The sequence below is a fragment of the Streptomyces flavotricini genome, assembly GCF_020639365.1.
Taxonomy (GTDB): Bacteria; Actinomycetota; Actinomycetes; order Streptomycetales; family Streptomycetaceae; genus Streptomyces; species Streptomyces flavotricini.
In genome coordinates this window covers 7,476,438-7,491,073 of the sequence record NZ_JAINUL010000001.1, presented here as the reverse complement: position 1 = coordinate 7,491,073, position 14,636 = coordinate 7,476,438, and the positions used below count along the sequence as shown (strand labels likewise).

Below are 14,636 nucleotides of genomic sequence, written 5' to 3'. Positions count from 1 at the left end.
CACGGGCGGCGGTCCGGGCGGCGATGTGCCGCGGGCCGGGTGCGGCTACTCGCGCCGGTACACCGCGGGCCGCTTCTCGGCGAAGGCCCGCGCCCCCTCCTTGGCGTCCGCGGTGTCGAAGACCGGCCAGCCCCGCAGCAGCTCGGAGGCCAGGCCCTCCGTCTCCGTCAGCTCGGCGGTCTCGTAGACCGAGGCCTTCACGGCCTCGACGGCCAGCGGACCGCACGCGTTGACCTGCTCGGCGATCTCCAGCGCCTTGGCCAGGGCGGTCCCCTCGGGTACGACCTGCCCGACCAGCCCGATCCGGGCCGCCTCGTCCGCCGAGTACGGCCGGCCGGTCAGCAGCATCTCCAGGGCGTGCGTGCGCGGGATCTGCCGGGGCAGCCGTACCGTCGAGCCGCCGATCGGGAACAGGCCCCGCCTGACCTCGAACAGTCCGAACGTGGCACCCGCGCCCGCGACGCGGATGTCCGTGCCCTGGAGGATCTCGGTCCCCCCGGCCACGCAGTACCCCTCCACCGCCGCGATCACGGGCTTGCGCGGCCGGTGGTGGCGGAGCATCGCCTTCCAGTGCAGGTCGGGGTCGGCCTTCAGCCGGTCCCGGTACTGATCGCCCGCCATCCCCTTCCCGGCCAGGGCCTTGAGGTCCATCCCGGCGCAGAAGTCCCCGCCCGCGCCGGTGAGGACCACGGAGCGGATCGTGTCGTCGGCGTCCGCCTCCAGCCAGCCGTCGTACAGCCCCACCAGCAGCGGCAGCGAAAGCGCGTTCTTCGCCTCCGGCCGGTTCATGGTGAGCACCAGCGTGGCTCCGTGGCGCTCCACGGTCAGGTGTTCCGTCCCACCCATTGCCGTCCTCCCGTCTCAAGACCTAGAACAGGTTGCAGGAGGGCCGGGTGCAGTTCAAGAGTTTTCTGACACCCAGTCAGTTTTCTTGGATCGCGCCCTTCCCACTTGGGCTGAGCGGCGCTCTAATGACCGCCGCGGGCCGCAGCCACGGCCCGGCAACGGGAAACCTCGGGGGTGAGGAGGAACGGTGGAGTACAACCTTGCCGACCTGTTCGAGTCGGTCGTCGACGTGGTCCCGGACCGCGAGGCCCTTGTGTACGTGGACCACCCCGGCACCGGCGCCGAGCGCCGCCTCACGTACGCGGAGCTGGACGCCGCGGCGAACCGCATCGCGCACCACCTGCTGGACAGCGGCTTGAGGGCCGGCGAGCACCTGGGACTGCACCTCTACAACGGCATCGAGTACCTCCAGACCGTCCTGGCCTGCCTCAAGGCGCGCCTCGTACCGGTGAACGTCAACTACCGTTACGTGGAGGAGGAGCTGGTCTACCTCTACAACGACGCCGACCTCGCCGCGCTCGTCTTCGAGGGCGAGTTCACCGGGCGCGTGGCCGCCGCCCTCCCGCAGACGACGGGGCTGCGCCACCTGATCCGCGTCGGCGCCGCCCCCGAGGGCGCCCCGGAGCCCTCGATCGCGCCGGTCGCGTACGCGGACGCCGAGGCGGCCGGCTCACCCGGGCGCGGTTTCCCGCCCCGCTCCCCCGACGACCTGTTCATCATCTACACGGGCGGCACCACCGGCATGCCCAAGGGCGTCATGTGGCGTGCGGAGGACCTGTTCTTCGCGGGGCTGTTCGGCGGCGAACCCTCGGGCGAGCCGGTGAAGCGGCCCGAGGAGCTCGCCGAACGGGTCGCGTCGAAGGGCGCCGGGCTGACCTTCTTCCCCGCGCCCCCGCTGATGCACGGCACCTCGACCCTGACCTCGTTCATCGCCTTCAACTACGGCCAGAGGGTGGTCATCCACCGCAAGTACGCGCCGGAGGAGGTGCTCCGTACGATCGAGAAGGAGAAGGTGTCGAGCGTCTCGCTGGTGGGCGACGCGATGCTCCGGCCGCTCATCGACGCCCTGAAGGGGCCGCTCAAGGGGACCGACCTGTCTTCGCTGTTCAGCGTCTCCTCCTCCGGGGCGATCATGTCGGAGACGGTGCGGGCCGAGTTCCAACTGCTCGTGCCGCACGTGATGCTGCTGAACAACTTCGGTTCCTCGGAGTCCGGGTCGAACGGCCGGGCGGCCGATGACTCCGGCCCCGAGAAGGGCTTCCGCCTCGTGGTCAACGACCGTACGCAGGTGGTCGACCCGGTGACGCACGAGCCGGTGCCGGTGGGCGTACCGGGGCGGCTCGCGCAGCGCGGCCACGTACCGCTCGGCTACTACAACGACGCGGCGAAGACCGCCGAGACCTTCTTCCGGAAGGGATCCGAGCGGTGGGTGCTGCTCGGTGACATGGCGACGGTGGACGAGGAGGGCATCGTCACGGTCCTCGGGCGCGGCTCGCAGTGCATCAACACCGGCGGCGAGAAGGTCTATCCGGAGGAGGTGGAGCAGGCGCTGAAGTCCCATCCGGACGTGTACGACGCCCTGGTCGCCGGGGTGCCGGACGCCACGTGGGGCAGTCACGTGGCGGCGGTGGTGCAGCTGCGGGCGGGCGCTCCGGAGCCCACCCTGGACGAGATACAGCGGCACTGCCGGACCAGGCTGGCGGGGTACAAGATCCCGCGCCAGCTGGTGGTGACGCCGGCCATCCAGCGCTCGCCGAGCGGCAAGGCCGACTACCGCTGGGCGAAGTCGGTGGCGACGGAGGCGGACGCGGGGCACTGACCGCGCGCGATCGCGGCGGACGGTGGGCGGCGGGCGGGGTCCGCGCGGGTCCCGCCCGCCGCCGGGCGGTCCGGGCGGCCGGCCCGGCCGCAGCCGCCCCGCCCGCCGGTCAGGCTCCGGTGGCCAGGAAGCGCTCCACGCGCGTCGCGAACCACCGCGGATCGTCCAGCCACGGGAAGTGCGCGCCGCCCGGCTGGACGTCGGCCACGCCCCGAGGGAAGAGCCCCGCGAGTTCGGCGGCGAGCCCGGCCGTGGGGTTGCTGTCCAGCTCCCCCGCCAGCACCAGCACCTCGCCCGCCACGCGCCGCAGGGCGGCCCGGGTGGCGGGCGGGTCGAAGGCGCCGGGGCCCGCGAAGACGGCGCCCGCCGCCGCGTTCTTCTCGCGGCCGCTCGCGTCGACGTGGGCGCGCACCTCATCGTCCCAGCGCCCGTAGGCGAGCGGCATCGTCTCGCGCCAGTGCGCCGGGGTGGGGGTGCCGCCGGCCTCCAGGATGCAGAGGATCCGCTCGTACGCGGCGATGGCCGTGTCGTACGGCTCGCCGCCCGCCCTCTTCCGGACCACCTCCAGGCGCCGCTCCGGGGTGGAGTCGAGGCCCACGGCCCAGCAGGTCGGGGTGATCAGGGCCAGGCGGCGCAGCCGGTCGGGGTGCGCGGCCGCGTAGAGCTGGGCGAGGTTGCCGGCGGCGGAGTGGGCCAGTACGTCCATGCGCTCCAGGCCGAGGTGGATCCGCAGCGCCTCGACGTCGGCGACCTGGCGGTCGACCCGGTACGTGGACTCGTCGGCCGGGACGGCCGAGTCGCCCGTGCCCCGCAGGTCGAGGAGGACCAGCCGGCGGCCGGCGGTGAGCCCGCCGAGGTCGCCCAGGTAGGCGGAGGCCCGCATGGCACCGCCGGGGAGGCAGACGAGCGGCTCCCCCTCGCCTCGGACGTGGTAGGCGAGTTCGGTTCCGTCGTGAGCGGTGAAGATCGACATGGGCCCATCCCATCATGCGATCACTCGTTCGAGTCATTGATTTAGCCGCCGGGCTGGGGCAATCTACCGAATGATCGGTCGGCTGACTCGAATAGGGATCCGGTTCACGGTTCAAGATGGGGTGACGGCATGACGGCGCATGCGGATGTCCACGACGACGGCGAGCGGCTCAGCGGTGACGAGCTGGCCGCGCTCCAGCTGCGGCGGCTGCGCGCCACCTTGAGCCGTGCCTACGAGCGCGTGCCGCACTACCGGCAGGCCTTCGACAAGGCCGGTGTGCACCCCGACGACTGCCGCTCCCTCGCCGATCTCGCCCTCTTCCCCTTCACCACCAAGGCCGACCTGCGCGACCAGTACCCCTTCGGCATGTTCGCCGTGCCGCGTTCCGAGGTCCGCCGCATCCACGCGTCCAGCGGCACCACCGGCCGCCCCACCGTCGTCGGGTACACCGACGGGGACCTCTCCACCTGGGCGGACGTGGTGGCCCGGTCCATCCGGGCGGCGGGCGGCAGACCTGGCCAGATGGTGCACGTCGCCTACGGGTACGGCCTGTTCACCGGCGGCCTCGGCGCGCACTACGGCGCGGAGCGGCTCGGCTGTACGGTCGTCCCCGCGTCCGGCGGCATGACCGACCGGCAGGTCCGGCTGATCCAGGACTTCCGGCCGGAGGTCATCATGGTGACGCCCTCGTACATGCTCACGCTGCTGGACGAGATGGAGCGCCAGGGGATCGACCCGCGCGGCACCTCGCTGCGTACGGGGATATTCGGCGCGGAGCCGTGGACCGAGGAGATGCGCAGGGAGATCGAGCGGCGGCTCGACATCGACGCGGTGGACATCTACGGCCTGTCCGAGGTGATGGGCCCGGGCGTGGCCCAGGAATGCGTCGAGACCAAGGACGGCCTGCACATCTGGGAGGACCACTTCTATCCGGAGGTCGTGGACCCGTTCACCGGCGAGGTGCTGCCGGAGGGTGCGTCGGGGGAGCTGGTGTTCACCTCGCTGACCAAGGAGGCCATGCCGATCATCCGGTACCGGACACGGGACCTGACCCGGCTGCTGCCCGGCACGGCCCGTCCGGCGTTCCGGCGGATGGAGAAGGTGACCGGCCGCAGCGACGACATGATCATCCTGCGCGGGGTCAACCTCTACCCGACGCAGATCGAGGAGATCCTGCTCCGCACGCCCGCTCTGGCCCCGCACTTCCAGCTGCGGCTGACCCGGGAGGGCCGGATGGACTCGCTGACCGTGCGGGTGGAGGCGCGCCGCGAGGCGGATTCCGCCCAGCGGGAGTCCGCGGCCGCCGCCGTGGTCCGCGCGGTCAAGGACGGCATCGGGGTCTCCGTGGCGGTCGAGGTGGTCGATCCGGAGACGCTGGAGCGGTCGGTGGGCAAGATCAAGCGGCTGATGGACCTGCGCGAGCCGCGGTAGGCGGGAGGCGGTGGGCGGCGGTGGGCGGCGCCGTGGAACCACCCCTTCGGGCCTACTTCGGGGGAGCCTCCGAGAGCCGACGGGTCCGTCCGGGTAGTCCATGAGGCGTGACCTCGATCTTCCGCCAGCTCCACGACCGGCTCCAGGCCTCCCCGGCCGGGCTGGCGTGGAGCCGGGGGCGGGAGATGGAGCTCATGCACCGGGCCATGGGCTTCGCCGCCCTCGGCTTCCTGACCCTGGTGCCGCTGCTGGTCGTCGTCGCGGCCGCCGCCCCCGGCAGCGGCTCGGGCTTCGGACGCTGGCTCGGCCAGGCCCTCGGGGTCACCGAGTCCTCGCGGGCCCGGGTCGAGATGCTGTTCGGCGCGGCCGACCTGGCGCTCGAGCGGACCACCGCGTTCGGACTCGCGGCCCTCGCCGTCTTCGGCCTGACCTTCGGCTCGGCCGTGCAGACCGGCTACGAGAAGGTCTGGGACCTGCCCACCGCGCGCTGGCACACCATGTGGCGGCACGTCGTCTGGCTGGCCCTGCTGGTCTGCTACCTCGGGCTGCTCGTCGAGATCCCCGCGCCGTCGAACGACGCCGTCGGCACGGTCCTGGGCACCACCGGCGACCTGGTCGGCACCATCCTCTTCTTCTGGGGCTCCCAGCGGCTGCTGCTCGGCGGCCGGGTCCGCTGGCGAGCCCTGCTGCCGGGGGCGGTGGCGACCAGCCTCGGCCTGCTCGGCCTGCGGGTCTTCTCCCAGCTGGTGTTCTCCCCGCTGATCGCCTCCAACGCCGTCACGTACGGCCCCTTCGGCACGCTGCTGGTCGTCCAGTCCTGGCTGGTCGGCGTCGGCTTCGTGGTCTACGGCGGCGCCCTGGTCGGGCGCCTGGCCCACGAACACCTCACCGCCCGCCGCCTGCGGGACACCGGCCTGCCGGACGTGTGAGGCCCCTGCCGGCCGGGCCCGGCCTTCCCGGGCGGTCCTGACCGGTCCTGCCGGTCCTGCCGATCCTGGCCGGTCCTGGCAGGTCCGGGGCCCCTGGCAGGCCTACCGGTCCTGGCGGCCTTGGCAGTCCGCCTGCCCGAAGCGGTCCCGGAGTTCCCGCTTGAGGATCTTGCCGCTGGCGTTGCGCGGGAGGGCGTCCACGAACAGCACCCGCTTCGGGGCCTTGAAGTGGGCCAGCCTCTCGCGCGCGTGGACCAGCAGCTCCGCCTCCGTCACCTCCCCTCGCGGCACCACGACCGCCGTGACCGCCTCGATCCACCGCTCGTCGGGCAGGCCCACCACCGCCGCCTCGGCGACCCCCGGGTGGGCGTACAGCACGTCCTCGACCTGCCGGGAGGCCACCAGCACTCCGCCCGAGTTGATGACGTCCTTCACCCGGTCGACGACCGTGAAGTAGCCCTCCGCGTCCCGCACCGCGAGGTCCCCGGAGCGGAACCAACCGTCCCGGAAGGCCTTCTTCGTCGCCTCGGGGTCGTTCCAGTACCCCAGACAGAGCTGGGGCGAGCGGTACACCACCTCTCCCGCCGTGCCGTCCGGCACCTGAGCGCCGTCCTCGTCGACGACCTTCGCCTCGACGTGGCGGACCGGCCGCCCGCAGGAGTCCATCCGCCCCTCGTGCTCGTCCGGTCCCAGCACCGTGGCCAGCGGGCCGATCTCGCTCTGCCCGAAACAGTTGTAGAAGCCGAGCCCGGGCAGCCGGGCCCGCAGCCGCTCCAGCACGGGCACCGGCATGATCGAGGCCCCGTAGTAGGCCTTGCGCAGCGCGCCCAGCTCGCGCCGACCGAAGTCCGGGTGGTTCGCGAGCCCGATCCACACCGTGGGCGGCGCGAACAGGCTGTCCGCCAGACCCGCCTCCACCAGGGCGAAGACCTCCTCGGCGACGGGCGCGTCCAGGATCGTGTTCCGCGCGCCCACGGCCAGGTAGGGCAGCAGGAAGACGTGCATCTGCGCCGAGTGGTAGAGCGGCAGCGAGTGCACCGGCCGGTCCGCCCCGGACAGGTCCAGCGCCTCGATCGCGCTCTCGTACTCGTGGACCAGGGCCTTGTGCGTCATCATCGCGCCCTTGGGCAGCGCGGTGGTCCCCGAGGTGTAGAGCAACTGCACCACGGCGTACGGGTCGCGGTCCGGTACGAACGGCAGCGGTTCGGCGAGCTCCGCCAGGAAGGAGCCGGGCGCGTCGCGCAGCGGCCGTACGGCATGCCCCTCGGGGACCCGCGCCGCCAGGTCCGGGTCGGCGAGGACCAGCGCGCTCGTGCAGTCGCCCAGGATGTACGCGAGGTCCTCGCCGGTGAGGTTCTGGTTCACCGGGACGTGCGTCAGCCCGGCGCGGGCGCAGGCGAGGAAGGCGATGAGATAGGCGTCCGAGTTGTGGGCGAAGGTCGCCACCCGGTCGCCGTCGGCCAGCCCGTACCGCTCCCGCAGGACGGCGGCGCCGGTGGAGACGGCGGCGTCGAGCTCCGCGTACGTCCACGTCCGTTCGCGGTAGCGGACGGCCTGCCGGTCCGGGACCCGCAGCGCGCTGTCGCGCACCAGCCCGTCGACCGTGTTCTGCCGCACCGCCCGCGCTGCCGTCATGGCGCGATCCTCGTCTTCGCGTACGCCGGAGGTCAATAACCCCGACAACCGGGATACCAAACGGGATGTTGACAGATCGTCAAGCGGACTGCATGAGTGTGGGGGCACGCCAGCACCGCCTGTACCACGGGCAACCCAGCTCATCCGCAGGCTACTTGGGAGGCACGTTGCACTCGTTCGACGGACCCGGACGCACCCGTCCGCTCCTCAGGCGCGCCGCGCTCCTCGGCGCCGCCCTGCTCGCGGTCACCGCGGCGGCACCGCAGGCCTCGGCCACGGCCTCCGGCGCCGATCGCGGGCCCTCCGGCGGCGGCCTGTCGGCCGTCATCCGGTACACCGAGAACGGCATCCCGCACATCCTGGCCCAGGACTACGCGCACCTCGGCTTCGGCACCGGCTGGGCCCAGGCCGCCGACCAGGCCTGCGTGCTCGCCGACGGTTTCGTGACCGTGGCCGGCGAGCGCTCGCGCTGGTTCGGGGCCGACGCGGCGACCGACGGCTCGCTCTCCTCCGCGAGCAAGAACCTCACCAGTGACCTGTACTTCAAGGGGGTCCGGGAGGCCGGCACCGTCGAGAAGCTGCTCGCCGCGCCCGCCCCGGCCGGCCCCACCCGGGACCTCAAGGAACTGATGCGCGGCTGGGCCGCCGGGTACAACGCCTGGCTGGCCCAGAACAAGATCACCGACCCGGCCTGCAAGGGCGCCGCCTGGGTGCGCCCGGTCAGCGCCGTCGACGTGGCCGCCCGCGCCTTCGCCGTCTCGGTGATCGGGGGGCAAGGGCGCGCCGTCGACGACATCGCCGCGGCGCAGCCGCCGGCCCGGGCGGCCTCCCTCGCCGCCGACCCGGCCGGCCCGACCACCAGCCCGACCACCGACCCGGCGGCCGCCGCCGAGGCGGCGCGGGCCTTCTTCGACACGGGGCGCTACGACATGGGCTCCAACGCGGTGGCCTTCGGCGGCTCCACCACCGCGAACGGCCACGGCCTGCTGCTCGGGAACCCGCACTACCCCTGGCAGGGCGGCCGCAGGTTCTGGCAGTCGCAGCAGACCATACCCGGCGAGCTGAACGTCTCAGGCGGCTCCCTGCTCGGCACCCCCGTGGTGAACATCGGCTTCAACGAGAAGGTGGCCTGGAGCCACACCGTGGCCACCGGCACCCCCGTCAACCTGCACCAGCTCACGCTGGACCCGGCCGACCCGACCGCCTACCTGGTCGACGGCAAGCCGGAGAAGATGACGCGGCGCCAGGTCAGCGTCCAGGTGGCGGGCGGCGGCTCCCCCGTCACGCGGACCCAGTGGTGGACCCGGTACGGGCCCGTGGTCACCGGCCTCGGCCCGGGCCTGCCACTGCCCTGGACGGCCGGTACGGCGTACGCGCTGAACGACCCGAACGCGGCCAACCTGCGGGGCTCCGACACCGCCCTCGCCATCGGCAGGGCGCGCTCCGTCGCCGGGATCCAGGACGCGCTGAAGCGGACGCAGGGCCTGCCCTGGGTCAACACGATCGCCGCGGACTCGGCCGGCGGGACCCTGTTCACCCAGTCCCAGGTGCTCCCCCGGATCACCGACGAGCTCGCCGCCCGCTGCTCCACCCCGCTCGGCAGGGCCACGTACCCGGCGTCCGGGCTCGCGGTGCTCGACGGCGCGCGGGGCGACTGCGCGCTCGGCTCGGACCCGGACGCGGTGCAGCCCGGGGTGTTCGGCCCGGGGAAGGCGCCGACGCTGCGCGACGCCCCGTACGCCGAGAACTCGAACGACAGCGCCTGGCTGGCCAATGCCGAGACACCGGTGACCGGCTACGAGCGGATCTGGGGGACCCTCGCCACCCCGCGTTCGCTGCGCACCCGGGGGGCGGTGGAGGACGTCTCCGCGATGGCCACCAGGGGCGGGCTGACCGTGGCGGACCTGCAGAAGCAGCAGTTCGCCAACCGGGTGCCGGCCGGTGACCTGGCGGCGGCCGACGCGGCGAAGGCCTGCGCCGCGCTGCCCGGCGGCGTGGCGACCGCGAGCGACGGCCGGCCGGTGGACGTCTCGGGGGCCTGCGCGGTGCTGGCGGGCTGGGACCGCAGCGCCGACACCGGCAGCCGCGGCGCGCTGTTCTTCGACCGGTTCTGGCGCAAGCTGACCGCGAGCACGCCGGCCAAGGACCTGTGGCTGGTGCCGTTCTCGGCGGCCGACCCCGTACGCACGCCCCGTACGCTCAACCAGGCGGCGCCCGGGATCGGACGAGCCCTCGCGGACACCGTCGCGGAGCTCGGGGCGGCCGGCATCGCGCCGGACGCGCCGCTCGGCGAGCACCAGTTCGTGGTGCGCGGCGGGCAGAGGCTGCCGGTGCCGGGCGGCACCGAGGCGCTCGGCGTGTGGAACAAGATCGAGGCGCCGTGGAACGCGGCGGCCGGCGGCTACCCGGAGGTCGTGCACGGCTCCAGCCACATCCAGGCGGTCGGCTGGGACGGCGGCCGCTGCCCCGTGGCGCGCACGCTGCTCACGTACGGCCAGTCGTCGAACCCGAACTCGCCGCACTACGCCGACCAGACCCGGCTGTTCTCCCAGGAGCGGTGGGTGACCTCGCGGTTCTGCGAGCGGGACATCCTCACCTCGCCGCAGCTGGAGGTGGTCTGGCCGCGCGAGCGCCGCTGACCCCCGTCGGTCCTTGCGGGGCCGGGTCGTTCCGGCCCCGCGGGGGTGCTCACGGGCTGACGGCGAGGAAGAGGTACGCGGCCAGCAGTACGAGGTGCACGCCGCCCTGCAGCAGCGTGGCCCGGCCGGGCGCGATGGTGAGGGCGCTGACCACGACGGTCAGGGCGAGCAGCACCATGTGGATCGGTCCGAGGCCGAGCAGCAGCGGGCCGGACAGCCAGATGGTGGCGAGGGCGATGGCCGGGATGGTCAGTCCGATGCTGGCGATCGCGGAGCCGTAGGCCAGGTTGAGGCTGGTCTGGACGCGGTCGCGGCGGGCGGCGCGGACGGCTGCGAGGGTCTCCGGGGCCAGTACCAGCAGGGCGATGATCACACCCACGACGGCGTTGGGCAGGCCGGCTTTGGCGACGCCCGCCTCGATGGTGGGCGAGACGGCCTTGGCGTCGCCGACGACGGCGATGAGTGCGACGAGCAGCAGACCGAGGCTGACCAGGGCGGCGCGGGAAGTGGGCGGCGTGGCGTGTTCCCCGTCGCCGTCCCCGCCCCCGTCCGCCTCGCCGCCGCCGGAGGCCCCGGCCGCCTTCCCCGTACCGGCCCCGGTGGCCACCGGCAGGAAGTAGTCGCGGTGGCGGACCGTCTGGACGGCGATGAACAGCCCGTACAAGGCGAGTGAGGCGACGGCGGCGAAGGTCAGCTGGGCGGTGGAGAACTCGGGGCCCGGCTTGCTGGTGGTGAACGTCGGCAGGACCAGGCTGAGGACGGCCAGGGTGGCCACGGTGGCCAGGGCCGCGCCCGAGCCCTCGGCGTTGAAGACGGCGACCCGGTTGCGCAGCGCGCCCACGAGCAGCGACAGGCCGACGATGCCGTTGCAGGTGATCATGACGGCCGCGAAGACGGTGTCCCGGGCGAGGGAGGCGGTCTTGTCGCCGCCGTCGGCCATCAGGGTGACGATGAGGGCCACTTCGATGACGGTGACGGCGACGGCCAGGACGAGCGAGCCGAACGGTTCGCCCACCCGGTGGGCGACGACCTCGGCGTGGTGCACGGCCGCCAGCACCGCGCCCCCGAGGCAGAGGGCGACCAGGGCCACGGCGAATCCGGGCAGATCGCGTCCCCAGCTGAAGACGAGCGCGAGGAGCGCCACCACGGGGACCACGACGGTCCAGTCGGTCAGGGGCAATCTGCGGGTAGCCGTACTCATATCAGCCAACTTGCCAGAAGTATCCCCCGAGTGCGCCGCAAGGGCCGCGTCCGGGGCCCTGACGTGGCACTTCTCACGATCTCTCGGGCGTGGCGGACCGGGGCCGGGAGCTCGGGCCACGGGTCTCGGGTCCCGGTCCACCCCACTCGGGGCGTTCACATCGCGCGCTCGCGGCCCTCCCAGTACGGATCGCGCAGCCGCCGCTTGTACAGCTTGCCGTTCGGGTCGCGCGGCATCGTCTCGATGAAGTCGACCGACTTCGGCCGTTTGAAGCCGGCGAGCTGCCGCTCGCAGTGGTGCAGGATCTCCGCGGCGAGTGCGTCCCCGGCGACGAAGCCCTCGGCCGGTTCGACGACCGCCTTGACCTCCTCGCCCCAGTCGGTGTGCGGGATCCCGAAGGCGGCGGCGTCCGCGACCGCCGGGTGGGTGAGCAGGGCGGACTCGATCTCGGCCGGGTAGATGTTCACGCCGCCCGAGATGATCATGTCGATCTTGCGGTCGCGCAGGAAGAGGTACCCGTCCTCGTCGATCAGCCCGAGGTCGCCCACCGTGAAGAAGTCGCCGATGCGGTTCTTCTTCGTCTTGTCCTCGTCCTTGTGGTAGCTGAAGCCGCCGGTGTTCATCTTCAGGTAGACGGTGCCGAGTTCGCCGGGAGGCAGTCGGTTGCCCTCGTCGTCGAAGACGGCGAGCTCGCTGATCGGCCAGGCCCTGCCGACCGTTCCCGGCTTCTTCAGCCAGTCCTCGGCGGTGGCGAAGGCGCCGCCGCCCTCGCTGGCCGCGTAGTACTCCTCCACGCAGGTGCCCCACCAGTCGATCATCGCCCGCTTGACGTGGTCCGGGCAGGGCGCGGCCCCGTGGATCGCGTGCCGCATCGAGGAGACGTCGTAGGCGTCCTTCGTCTCCTGCGGCAGCGCGAGGAGCCGGTGGAACTGCGTCGGGACCATGTGGGTGTGCGTGCAGGCGTGGTCGTCGATGAGCCGCAGCATCTCCTGCGGGGTCCAGCGGTCCATCAGGACCAGCGGGTGCCCGATGTGCAGGGCGGCGCCCGCGAATTGGAGGACGGCGGTGTGGTAGAGCGGCGAGCAGACCAGGTGGACGTTGCCGTCGAACGGCCGGATGCCGAAGATGCCGAGGAAGCCGCCGAGGTACGTCTCCTCCGGGAGCTTGCCGGGCAGCGGGCGGCGGATGCCGCGCGGGCGACCCGTGGTGCCGGAGGTGTAGTTCATGACCCAGCCGAGGGTGCGCCCCTCGGGCGGGGTCCCGGGCTGTCCGCCGAGGAGCCGGTCGTACGGGTGGAACCCCGCGACCGCTCCGACGGCGTAGCGGTGGCTCGCGGGCAGGCCCGCCTCGTCGGCCGCGGCGGTGGCGGCTTCGGCGAAGCGCTCGTGCGCGATGAGGACCTTGGCGCCGGAGTCGGAGACGATCCAGGCGATCTCCGGGCCGACGAGGTGGTGGTTGACCGGGACCAGGTAGAAGCCGGCCTGGGAGGCGGCGAGGTAGGCGGTGAGGAACTCGACTCCGTTGGGCAGGACCACGGCGAAGACGTCGCCCTGTTCCAGTCCGGCGGCGCGCAGTCCGTGGACGAGGCGGTTGACGTCGGCGTGCAGCCGGCCGGCGCTCCACTCCTCCCCCTCGGGGGTGATCAGTACGGTGCGCCCGGGGTCGGCGGCCGCCTGGGCCCAGAAACCTCCCCCAGACTTCGTCCGGGGGGACCCCCAGGGCTGTTCACTGGTGCCACTCATGCTGATCACACCTCTCAGGCCCGGCCGGCGATGCGGTTGATGCGGTCGATGGCGCGCTCGAAGCCGCGGGTGAGGTCGTCGAAGACGGCCTGGACGCTGCGTTCGGAGTTCATCCGGCCGACGATCTGGCCGACGGGGGTGCCGAGCAGCGGCTTGACCTCGTGCTTCTGGATGCGGGAGACGGCCTCGGCGACGAGCAGGCCCTGGAGCGGCATCGGGAGCGCGCCGGGGCCGGCCGGGTCGTCCCAGGCGTCGGTCCACTCGGTGCGGAGCTGGCGGGCCGGCTTGCCGGTGAGGGCGCGGGAGCGGACGGTGTCGCCGGAGCCGGCGGCGAGCAGCTTCTCGGTGAGGGCGCGGGAGTGCAGGTCGGCCTCCGTGGTGGTGAGCCAGAGGGAGCCGAGCCAGGCGCCCTGGGCGCCGAGGGCGAGACCGGCGGCGATCTGCTCGCCGCTGCCGATGCCGCCGGCGGCGAGCACGGGGAGCGGGGCGACGGCCTCGGCGATCTCGGGGACGAGGACCATCGTGGCGATGTCGCCGGTGTGCCCGCCCGCCTCGTAGCCCTGGGCGACGACGATGTCGATGCCGGCCTCGGCGTGGCGGCGGGCGTGCTTGGCGCTGCCGGCGAGGGCGGCGACGAGGACGCCGTGGTCGTGGGCGCGCGCGATGACGTCGGCGGGCGGGGAACCGAGGGCGTTCGCCAGGAGTTTGATGGGGTAGTCGAAGGCGACGTCGAGCTGGTTGCGGGCGACCCGCTCCATCCAGCCCGTGATCCGCCAGCCGGAGGCCTCGCCCTCGGCCAGCTCGGGGACGTGGTGCTTGGCGAGGGTGTCGCGGACGAAGGCGCGGTGCGCGGCCGGGATCATCGCCTCGATGTCGGCCTCGCTGACGCCGTCGACGGCCTTCTTGGCCGGCATGACGACGTCGAGGCCGTACGGCTTGCCGTCGGTGTGCTCCTGCATCCAGTCGAGGTCGCGTTTGAGGTCGTCGGGGGCGGTGTAGCGGACGGCACCGAGGACGCCGAAGCCGCCGGCGCGGGTGATGGCCGCGGCGACCGCCGGAAAGGGCGTGAAGCCGAAGATGGCGTGCTCGACTCCCAGTTTCTTGCTCAGCTCCGTCTCCATGGGCGGCAGCATGCCGCAGCCCGGCGGCCGAGGGAAGAGGTTTCTGATGACTCGTCAGATTCTTTACGGGCCGGTCGGTGCGCGGCCCGCCGCGCCGGCGGGCAGATACTTCCGGAGGGCGGTTCGGCGAACAGGAGGCCGGTGGTGGAGGAGCACACGGGGGACGGGAAAACACGCCGCGGGAGCCGGACCAGGTCGGCGGACCCGGCCGCGGCGGGCACCGCGCGAGTCGGCGGGGCCGCGGCGGGACGGCCCGGGGCTGCCGGGCAGGGCGGAGCCGGGGCTGCCGGGCAGGGCGGA

At 73.1% G+C, this 14,636-nt stretch carries 10 protein-coding genes; 4 read left to right on the top strand and 6 right to left on the bottom strand.

Annotated features, from left to right (window positions below; genetic code table 11):
• Window positions 1–45: 45 nt before the first annotated feature.
• Window positions 46–846 (bottom strand): crotonase/enoyl-CoA hydratase family protein, encoded by an 801-nt coding sequence (locus K7B10_RS34280; RefSeq protein WP_229342741.1) that lies wholly within the window; start codon window positions 844–846, stop codon window positions 46–48.
• A gap of 187 nt (window positions 847–1,033) precedes the next feature.
• On the opposite strand from K7B10_RS34280, the gene K7B10_RS34275 reads away from it, so the two are divergent.
• A complete protein-coding gene (locus tag K7B10_RS34275; RefSeq protein WP_229342740.1) occupies window positions 1,034–2,665 on the top strand; it encodes an acyl-CoA synthetase in 1,632 nt (543 codons plus the stop codon).
• A gap of 109 nt (window positions 2,666–2,774) precedes the next feature.
• On the opposite strand, the gene K7B10_RS34270 is transcribed toward K7B10_RS34275, so the two are convergent.
• Complete coding sequence (locus tag K7B10_RS34270; RefSeq protein WP_229342739.1) at window positions 2,775–3,638, bottom strand: alpha/beta fold hydrolase; 864 nt, start codon at window positions 3,636–3,638, stop codon at window positions 2,775–2,777.
• Between the two features lie 129 nt (window positions 3,639–3,767).
• Here K7B10_RS34270 and paaK point away from each other — a divergent pair, with 129 nt between their 5' ends.
• Window positions 3,768–5,069 (top strand): phenylacetate--CoA ligase PaaK, encoded by a 1,302-nt coding sequence (gene paaK / locus K7B10_RS34265; RefSeq protein WP_229342738.1) that lies wholly within the window; start codon window positions 3,768–3,770, stop codon window positions 5,067–5,069.
• A 107-nt stretch (window positions 5,070–5,176) separates the two neighbouring features.
• Window positions 5,177–5,998 carry a YhjD/YihY/BrkB family envelope integrity protein gene (locus tag K7B10_RS34260; RefSeq protein WP_229342737.1) on the top strand — a complete coding sequence of 274 codons (822 nt, stop codon included), beginning with the start codon at window positions 5,177–5,179 and terminating at the stop codon, window positions 5,996–5,998.
• A 102-nt stretch (window positions 5,999–6,100) separates the two neighbouring features.
• Here the strand turns inward: K7B10_RS34260 and K7B10_RS34255 are convergent, their stop codons facing one another.
• A complete protein-coding gene (locus K7B10_RS34255) occupies window positions 6,101–7,633 on the bottom strand; it encodes a fatty acyl-CoA synthetase (RefSeq protein WP_229342736.1) in 1,533 nt (510 codons plus the stop codon).
• 167 nt (window positions 7,634–7,800) lie between these two features.
• Here K7B10_RS34255 and K7B10_RS34250 point away from each other — a divergent pair, with 167 nt between their 5' ends.
• Window positions 7,801–10,272: a penicillin acylase family protein gene (locus K7B10_RS34250; protein ID WP_308284660.1), complete on the top strand. Its 2,472-nt coding sequence runs from the start codon at window positions 7,801–7,803 to the stop codon at window positions 10,270–10,272.
• Between the two features lie 49 nt (window positions 10,273–10,321).
• Here K7B10_RS34250 and K7B10_RS34245 read toward each other — a convergent pair whose 3' ends face one another.
• The 3 genes from K7B10_RS34245 to K7B10_RS34235 form a co-directional block, all read right to left on the bottom strand.
• Complete coding sequence (locus K7B10_RS34245) at window positions 10,322–11,473, bottom strand: calcium:cation antiporter (protein WP_229342735.1); 1,152 nt, start codon at window positions 11,471–11,473, stop codon at window positions 10,322–10,324.
• A 155-nt stretch (window positions 11,474–11,628) separates the two neighbouring features.
• Window positions 11,629–13,215: an acyl-CoA synthetase gene (locus K7B10_RS34240; RefSeq protein WP_229342734.1), complete on the bottom strand. Its 1,587-nt coding sequence runs from the start codon at window positions 13,213–13,215 to the stop codon at window positions 11,629–11,631.
• 14 nt (window positions 13,216–13,229) lie between these two features.
• On the bottom strand, window positions 13,230–14,336 hold the full coding sequence (locus tag K7B10_RS34235; RefSeq protein ID WP_229342733.1) for an NAD(P)H-dependent flavin oxidoreductase: 1,107 nt from the start codon (window positions 14,334–14,336) through the stop codon (window positions 13,230–13,232).
• Window positions 14,337–14,636 lie beyond the last annotated feature (300 nt).

Excerpts from the sequence above, each read along its gene's own strand:
- K7B10_RS34280 (WP_229342741.1), bottom strand. The coding sequence starts at position 846 with ATGGGTGGGACGGAACACCTGACCGTGGAGCGCCACGGAGCCACGCTG.
- K7B10_RS34270 (WP_229342739.1), bottom strand. The coding sequence starts at position 3,638 with ATGTCGATCTTCACCGCTCACGACGGAACCGAACTCGCCTACCACGTC.
- paaK (WP_229342738.1), top strand. The coding sequence starts at position 3,768 with ATGACGGCGCATGCGGATGTCCACGACGACGGCGAGCGGCTCAGCGGT.
- K7B10_RS34255 (WP_229342736.1), bottom strand. The coding sequence starts at position 7,633 with ATGACGGCAGCGCGGGCGGTGCGGCAGAACACGGTCGACGGGCTGGTG.
- K7B10_RS34245 (WP_229342735.1), bottom strand. The coding sequence starts at position 11,473 with ATGAGTACGGCTACCCGCAGATTGCCCCTGACCGACTGGACCGTCGTG.
- K7B10_RS34240 (WP_229342734.1), bottom strand. The coding sequence starts at position 13,215 with ATGAGTGGCACCAGTGAACAGCCCTGGGGGTCCCCCCGGACGAAGTCT.
- K7B10_RS34235 (WP_229342733.1), bottom strand. The coding sequence starts at position 14,336 with ATGGAGACGGAGCTGAGCAAGAAACTGGGAGTCGAGCACGCCATCTTC.